Genomic DNA, 7,839 nt, shown 5'->3' with positions numbered 1-7,839 from the left:
CAGCGGGAACTGGGCATCGCGTTCGTCTTCATCGCCCACGACCTGGCGATCGTGCGGCACTTCTCCCAGCGCGTCGCGGTCATGTACCTCGGCAAGATCGTCGAGATCGGCGACCGCGAGGACCTGTACGAGAACCCGCGCCACCCGTACACCCGGGCCCTGCTCTCCGCCGTGCCCGAGGCCACGGTGGACGAGGAGCCGCGCGAGCGCATCCGCCTGACCGGTGACGTGCCCTCCCCGATCAACCCGCCCTCCGGCTGCCACTTCCGCACCCGCTGCTGGAAGGCGACCGAGAAGTGCGCGACGGAGGCGCCGCCGCTGGTGCGGGCCGAGGGCAACAAGGCCGGCCACCTGACGGCCTGCCACTACCCGGAGGCGAAGGACACCGTCCCCGCGCCGCGCCACGCCCAGGACCCCGAGGCGGCGGCCTGACACACCCCTTTCCGTCAGCCGCCCCCTTGCGGAGCGGACTTTCACCGGCCCATTGACCCGAGCCCTGAACGTCCGGTCCAGGGGACGAGGGCCCGCACACATCCGTGTGCGGGCCCTCGCTGCTTGTGAGGAGTCACGCGGCACCGGGCGCCTCGGACCCAGGGCTTCGGCGTGGTGCGCGTCGTCCGTTCCGACGTAGTGCGTCGTCCGTTCCGACTCCGTTGTCGCGTTGTCGGACCATCCAGTGCGTTTCCGCCGCGCTCTTCGAGATGCCCGACGAATGGATCGCCTTACAGCGCCACCACCTCCCCGAAGGGGATATGGGTGATATCTACCCCAAACTCTCCTTTAGCTCCTCGCGCTACCCAACGCACCGAAATGCAACCGCCAGTTGATCCCCCACACCATGACGCGGGACACTACCCGGCGATGCGTGTTCCCGGCCGAGTGACACTCGCTTCGCCATCCTCCCGTGCAGGTCTTCGGAGGCCATTTACCCAAAGATTGCTGGGCAGTTGACCTCCCGGTTTCGTGGTAGCGTCCTCGTTCGGAGGGACAGTGCAACCTGAAAGGCACATCGTGAACACGGAGAAGATCGCCGCTCGCCGCCTCTCGCTGGAAGAGGTGACGCAGCTCGGCGTGAAGGACAGGCTCTTCGTTTCCGCCGACACGGCAGAACTCAAGCTTCCCGACTGCTATGTCCCTGCTTTTCTGACCAAGTCCGGTGAGGATTTCGAGGGCGGCTCGATCACGGCGAGGACCATATTCCAGGAAGAGGTCTCCTGCCTTCCCGACGACGAGAACGAAGCCGGGATCTACGTGGCCGACGAGAACGGCCCGGCGACCATCGAGGTCCTCCAGTCCGCCGGTGTCGTGCTGGACCTGGCACTTTTCGTCCCCGGTGGGGACAAGGGGGCCCTCACGGCCCTTTACGCCGCGGCCCGGCAGGCGTTCGGCGCCGACATCGTGCAGATCTGGCGCCAGGGCCTCAAGGAGGTTCCCGACGTGAAGGTCGACATCTTCGAGGAGCAGGTTCCCCGGGGACGCAAGGGGGGCGACAGCCCCAAGCGGGACCGTCGCGCGATCGACACCTACCCCACCCGCGCGGACTTCATCGAGTTCTCCGCGGGGTGGAAGCCGGTCATCGAGATTCACCGGCCGGTTGTCGACGACACCCCGACCATCTGAGACGGCGCCACCTCTCGGGATCTCCTGAGAATTCCACCGTCGCCGGAATGAGCGACACGACAAGCGAGTCGGCTGCTGTCACCGAATCTCGCTGATCACCGAATCTCGCTGAGGGCCGGTCCGCACGGTGTGCGGACCGGCTTCTGCCATGTGGGCGCCGAATCTTCCGGACCACCACCGGGTCGCACCCCCAGGCGGATCGCCGGAAACCAACACGGCGTTCAGCGCCGTGTGTCACACTGCCGCGGTGGTGGCTCACGCATTTGCCGATCTCTCCCTTGCCTCTCTGTACGACCGTCTCAATCCCTGGGGGCCGGGTGACGACTTCTACCTCGGCCTGCTGCGGGAGGCCGGGTCCGTGCTGGACATCGGGTGCGGCTCCGGACGGCTGCTGCGGCAGGCCCGGTCCGAGGGGCACCGGGGACGGCTGATGGGTCTCGATCCGGCCGCCGCCATGCTCGTCCAGGCACGCCGGGACCGGCCCGACATCGAGTGGGTGCTCGGCGACGTACGAGTGCGGCGCTGGCGGGCGGAGTTCGACCTCGTGGTCATGACCGGGCACGCCTTCCAGGAACTGCTGACGGACGAGGAGGTCCGGGTCTGTCTGCGCGCCGTCCGCGCGGCCCTGCGGGACGGCGGCCGGTTCGTCTTCGAGACCCGCAACCCGGACGCCCGCCCCTGGGAACGCTGGACCCCGGACCGCGTCCTCCACACCGCCGCCGCCGACGGCACCCCCGTGCGGGTCTGGCACGAGGTGGAGGGCGACGGACCGCGCGGGGACCGGGTGTACTACACCGAGACCTACGCCGCCCCGCACTGGCCCGCCCCCCGGGTCAGCCACGGCGTGGTGCGCTTCCTGGACGCCGGCACGCTGGAGGACTTCCTCGCCGAGGCGGGCCTGACGGTGACCGAACAGTACGGCGACTGGAGCCGGGGCCCGCTCAGCGCCACGGCACCGGAGATCATCACGGTGGCGCGGAGGGGCTGAGCGGGCTCCGGGTTCCATGTGCCGGGGGTGATGGTGATCATGAACATGAGCACTGGTCGCTGATCACGGGCGCGCGTAGGTTTTCGGGACATGCGTCGCGGCCCCGAACCACCGCTTCCCGCGCGCCCGTTCACCCGCACCCCACACCCCGAGGTTCCCGCCCCGTCATGTGCTTACCCGGACGCGTCCGCCGCCGCCCGCCCGTCTGGCTGCTCCCGGTCCTGTGGACCGTCGCCCTCGGCCTGTGGGGGCTGTCCCGGCAGCGGAGCGTCTGGCGGGACGAGGCCGCGACCTGGATGGCGGCACAGCGCTCCGTCCCCGAGATCTGGCACCTGCTGGAGCGGGTCGACGCCGTGCACGGGCTCTACTACCTGCTGATGCACGCCCTGTTCAGCTGCTTCGGAGCGAGCACCACGACGCTGCGGCTGCCCTCCGTCCTCGCCATGGCGGTGGCGGCGGGCTGTGTCACCCGCGTCGGCCACCGGCTGGCCGGCGCCCCGGCCGGGGTGGGCGCGGGGCTGGCCTTCGGACTGCTCCCCGCGGTGCAGTTCTCCCTCCAGGACGGCCGCCCGTACGCGCTCGTGGCCGCGGGTACCGCGATCTCCACCCTGCTGCTCGTCACCCTGCTCCGGGGAGACGGTCGCGGCGGGCGCTGGGCGGTGTACGGGAGCACGGTCCTGGTGTGCGCGCTGCTGAACTGGCTGTCGCTGCTCGTCCTGCCCGCGCACCTGGTCACCCTGGTGTGGGCGCGGGCCGGACGGGCGGCGGGCGCGCGCTGGGCGGCGGCCGCGGTGGCCGCGGTCCTGGGGGCGCTGCCGCTGGTCCTGTTCAGCCGGACCCAGTCCCACCAGGTGGCCTGGATCCCGCCGCTGACCTGGCACACGCTGATCGGCCCCGCCGTGCTGCTGACGCTCGGCGCCCTCGGGGCCCTGCTGGACCGGCCGCGGGCGGGCCGGCTGTCGGTGGCGGCCGTCGGGCTGCCGCTGCTGGCCGTGCCCCAGCTCGCCCTGCTCGGCGTCTCCCTGGTCCACCCGCTGTTCCTGGAGCGGTACGTCCTCTTCGGCATGGCGGGGCTGGCCCTGCTGATCGGCGCGGCGCTGGGGGCGGCGGACCGGGCCCTGCGCCCGCGCCTGCCGCGTGCCGCGCCCTGGACCGTACCGGTGGCGACCGTACTGGCGGTGCTGGCGCTGTTGCCCCAGTCGCTGGCCCAGCGGTCCCCGGCCAGCCGTGTGGACGACGTGCTGGCGGTGGCGGGGCACGTGCGGAGCCTGAAGCGGGCCGGGGACGCGGTCGTCTTCCTGCCCGCGGACCGGCGCGACACCGCACAGGTCTCCCCCGCCGAGTTCGCCGGCCTGCGGGACGTCGCGCTGGTGCGGGACCCCGTGGAGTCCGGCACGCTGCGGGGCGAGGAGGCCGGTCCGGCGCGGATACGGGCCGCGATGCTGGCGCAGCGCCGGATCCTGCTGGTCACCGACGCCCCGGAGGTGGCACCACCGGTGTCCTCGGCACGGGACAGGGCGAAGGCGGAGGTGCTGAGGCGGCACTTCACGCAGGTGGCGGACCGGTGCGTCCGCGGCCGGCGGGTGACGGTGTACGAACGGCGCCATGACACGCCACCCCACCACCGCCAAAACCGACTGTAATTCATATCATCGACACACTAATAGCGATTGGCATAACCGGGTTGGGTATTCGACTAAACTGCCTGACCAACGAGACTCATGCTTGATCAGACAATGATCTTGGGGGTCGGAATCATCATGCCTATCAGCCGTATCGTGACCGTCGCCACCTTATCCACGGCGCTGGTCCTCGGGAGTACCACGGCGGCCTCCGCCGGTACCGGAGGCACCACCAGCACCAAACTGTCCAACGGCAAGCTGAGCTTCGAGGCGCGCAACGGCTCCGTCGTCAGCGGCAACTCGAGTGTCTTCTACAGCGCCACCCAGTACGAGAAGACCGGCGGCCACAAGGTGCACGTCACTCTCAAGATGGAGACGAGTGAGGCCGTCTTCAAGGACACGGAGAAATCCGTGTCCAAGGGGCAGAAGGTTTCACATTCGTTCGGCGCCCAGTCCATAGCCAAGTACGCCCCGGACTGCACCGCGACAGGTCGGATGGACGCGACCACGGGGACGTATTACACGCCGCCGATGACCTTCTGCTGATCCATCCGTCGGTTCCACGGGGAAGAAGTCCGACACAGCGGACTCCTTCCCCGTTCTCATGCTCGTTCCCCATCAGTGAGAGGGCCGCCACCCACGTGATCGACGCGTCCTTTCATGCCGTTCCCGGACTCCTCCTCTGGTTCGGCTTGATCTCTTTCTTCCTGGCGGTTCCGGCCGGGCTGATCGCGCGTGCGCGCCGGAAACCGATCACCGTGCGCGTGCTGCTGGCCGTCTGCCTCGCCGGCGTCCTCGCCGTGACCTTGCTGCCGACGGACGGTGGACCCGTCGGGGACGGAGCGATGTGCGATCTGAGTCCACCTCTTCCTCAGGTGGTCACTTCCTCCAGCGCGTTGCTGAACATCGCCCTGTTCATCCCGGCCCCCTTCTTCGCCACTCTCGCCTTCCGGCGCCCCCTGACCACCATCGCGACGGCGGCGGCCGGAAGCGGCCTGATCGAACTCGTCCAGGCGGAAGGGTCGACGGGGCGCTCGTGCAGTGCGACGGACATCGTCGCCAACACGACCGGGGCCCTGCTCGGAGCAGCGGCGGGAACCGTTTGGTCGTGGCGTTCAGGGCAGGGCACCAGGAGAGTCAGGCGTGATGTGCTCTGGGGAGCGGCCGTCGCCGTCACGGGCTCCGTCGCACTGGTCGCCACCTTTCGCTCCTCCGTCACTTCTTACGTTCCTCTGACGGAGCGCCCGGAATTCGCAGCCGACCAGCGGGCCGTCGAGGGCGCGGACACATGGATCGCCGAGGCCGCCGTATATGTCTTCGGCAAGGGAACGCGGGTCAAGCAGACCGTCATCGAGAAACACAGTGGAATGGTCACGGCGAGAACCAACCGGGGTGAGATCACCGGGTGGTGGCCCGAGAAGAAGCTGGCGGAAGCCGCCTCCACGGACAACAGGGCCGAGACCGGCTCCCTGAATCAGGACCAGGCCCAGGAAGTGTCGACCCGTTTCGTCCGGCGCTGGTTCCCTGACGAGGTACGGGGAGCCGAACAAACCGTCCATGTCAGCGGAACAGGCGACAGCGCGGTCTACATGTTCGTATACCGCCGGTACAGCAAGGGGCTGATGATGCCCATGCGGCTGAACGTCACGGTGACCTCGGGCGGACGCATCATGCACTTCACCGCTCGCTCCGTGAAGGACCCCGAGCTGCCCGAGAGTGCCGTTGCGAAGGGCGAGGCGGTGCGGCTCGCGCGCGAGTACACGGGCCACCCCGTCCGGGGCGCGCTGCTCCTGGCCCAGAAGGTGAAGGGGAAGGGGTGGCGCCCCGTGTGGATGATGGGTGTCGAGAGCGGTGATGTGCTCATCGACGCCGTCACCGGTCGCCGGATCCCGCAGAACGCCCTGGCCCGCTCCTGAACGCGGCTCCCGGTGACGACGGCCGGCGAACGGCCGCCCCGCCTCCCCCGTGGCGTGGGGGAGGCGGGGCGTGGCGTGCCCACCGCTGGTCGGCCGGCGGGGCGTGCGTCCGCTCGTGGTCACCGGGGCCGGTAGGCGGTGGCCAGCACGGAGACCGTGACCTGACCGGGCAGCACGCCGTCACCGTTCGACTCCGCGCGGCTCAGGTGGCGTGCGCTCGGCGTCATCGCCACCAGGTCCAGGGCGTCCGGCCCGGCCAGGGTCACGGAATACTCCACCTGTTCGGTGACGACGGCCTCGAAGAAGGGGCCCAACGCCCGGTGCAGGCGCTGCTCCTTGGCCGGGTCGACCGTGACCATCGCGGGCAGCCGGCCGCGCAGCTCGGCCAGGTGCCGGTCGGTGGGGCGGACCACGATCAGCCGGCCGGTCGGGCGCAGTACGCGGTGGAACTCGGCCGGGTTGCGCGGGGCGAACACGTCCAGCACGACGTCGGCCACCTGGTCGGCCAGCGGGAAGGGCCGGAAGACGTCCCAGGCCACCGCGGCGGCCCGGTCGTGGGCACGGGCGGCCGAGCGCAGCGCGCGTGCCGAGGTGTCCAGTCCCAGGCCACGGGCGCCGGGCAGCCGGTCGAGTATGCCGGCCAGGTAGTAACCCGTGCCGCAGCCCACGTCCACGACCGCGGCCCGGTCGGACGCGGCACCCGCCGCCAGCCGGGCCGCGGCTTCGCGGAGGGGCGCGTAGGCGCCGGTGGACAGGAACCGGTCCCGGGCCTGGACCATGGCCGCGTCGTCTCCGCTGGTGGCGCGGGCGCCCGTCAGCAGGCCGGCGTAGCCGTGGCGGGCGATGTCGAAGGTGTGGCCCGCCGGGCAGCGCAGTGCGCCGCGGCCGGGGTGCAGTCGGCGCGTCCGGCACGTCGGACAGCGCAGCAGGTCGAGGGAGAGTTCGAGGGCAGGGGGAAGCGACACGGGCACGAGGCACTCCTGGCACGGGGTGAGGGGAAGGGACCGTGCCTGCACGCGCGCGCTCGGAGCACCACCGGACCAGCGAGGTACGGGCAGCGCGGGGAGCGCGGTTCAGGCGGCAGGCACACCGAGGAGGGCGATGCCGTCCGGCATCGCCCTCAACGCCTTCCGATCACAGGAAGCAGCAGTGCGGGGTGCTCATGAATGCCACGCCGTGAGTCTACGAGCAGCGGCGAAGCCCCCAAGCCCCACAGCCGGGACACCCCCTAGTCCGCCTGATCCTCCTCCAGGGCCGCCAGTGCCGGGTCCAGCACGATGTCCTGGTCGCGGGCCTCGGTCGTCGGTTCCTCCGGGAAGTGGCAGGCGGTCAGGTGGCCCTCCCTGTTTCCGGCCGGCCGGACCAGCGGGGGCTCCTCGCTCGCGCACCTGTCCCGCGCCTTCCAGCAGCGGGTGCGGAAGCGGCAGCCGGAGGGCGGGGAGACGGGGGACGGCACGTCGCCGGCGAGGCGGATGCGTTCGCGCCGGGCCGCGTCCTCCCCGGTCAGGGTCACCTCCGGCACGGCGGAGAGCAGGGCGTGGGTGTAGGGGTGGCGCGGGCGGGTGTAGAGGGAGTCGCGGTCCCCCACTTCGATGATCTTGCCGAGGTACATGACCGCGACGCGCTGGGAGAAGTGCCGCACGATCGCCAGGTCGTGGGCGATGAAGACGAACGCGATGCCCAGTTCCCGCTG

At 70.5% G+C, this 7,839-nt stretch carries 8 protein-coding genes; 6 read left to right on the top strand and 2 right to left on the bottom strand.

Annotation, left to right across the window (positions count from 1 at the left end; translation table 11 throughout):
• The 6 genes from IF37_RS0137445 to IF37_RS0137420 form a co-directional block, all read left to right on the top strand.
• On the top strand, positions 1 to 432 hold a 432-nt coding region (locus IF37_RS0137445), incomplete at its 5' end, for an ABC transporter ATP-binding protein (protein WP_030753825.1).
• Between the two features lie 579 nt (positions 433 to 1,011).
• On the top strand, positions 1,012 to 1,620 hold the full coding sequence (locus IF37_RS0137440; protein ID WP_030753823.1) for a hypothetical protein: 609 nt from the start codon (positions 1,012 to 1,014) through the stop codon (positions 1,618 to 1,620).
• A gap of 247 nt (positions 1,621 to 1,867) precedes the next feature.
• Positions 1,868 to 2,608 (top strand): trans-aconitate 2-methyltransferase, encoded by a 741-nt coding sequence (locus IF37_RS0137435; protein ID WP_030753822.1) that lies wholly within the window; start codon positions 1,868 to 1,870, stop codon positions 2,606 to 2,608.
• Positions 2,609 to 2,775: 167 nt separating this feature from the next.
• Positions 2,776 to 4,251 carry a glycosyltransferase family 39 protein gene (locus IF37_RS0137430; RefSeq protein ID WP_052845586.1) on the top strand — a complete coding sequence of 492 codons (1,476 nt, stop codon included), beginning with the start codon at positions 2,776 to 2,778 and terminating at the stop codon, positions 4,249 to 4,251.
• A 117-nt stretch (positions 4,252 to 4,368) separates the two neighbouring features.
• The gene (locus IF37_RS0137425; RefSeq protein ID WP_158727456.1) at positions 4,369 to 4,776 is read left to right on the top strand and encodes a hypothetical protein; all 408 of its coding nucleotides are present in this window, start codon (positions 4,369 to 4,371) and stop codon (positions 4,774 to 4,776) included.
• 95 nt (positions 4,777 to 4,871) lie between these two features.
• Positions 4,872 to 6,146, top strand: coding sequence for a VanZ family protein (locus IF37_RS0137420; protein ID WP_030753815.1), 1,275 nt, complete (start codon positions 4,872 to 4,874; stop codon positions 6,144 to 6,146).
• A gap of 119 nt (positions 6,147 to 6,265) precedes the next feature.
• Here IF37_RS0137420 and IF37_RS0137415 read toward each other — a convergent pair whose 3' ends face one another.
• Positions 6,266 to 7,117 (bottom strand): methyltransferase domain-containing protein, encoded by an 852-nt coding sequence (locus tag IF37_RS0137415; RefSeq protein WP_030753812.1) that lies wholly within the window; start codon positions 7,115 to 7,117, stop codon positions 6,266 to 6,268.
• Between the two features lie 257 nt (positions 7,118 to 7,374).
• The coding region (locus IF37_RS0137410) for an ABC transporter ATP-binding protein (RefSeq protein ID WP_030753809.1) at positions 7,375 to 7,839 on the bottom strand (465 nt) is incomplete at its 5' end.

Source organism: Streptomyces sp. NRRL S-31 (assembly GCF_000718775.1).
Lineage (GTDB): Bacteria > Actinomycetota > Actinomycetes > Streptomycetales > Streptomycetaceae > Streptomyces.
This window is presented reverse-complemented; position numbering and strand designations above follow the sequence as displayed.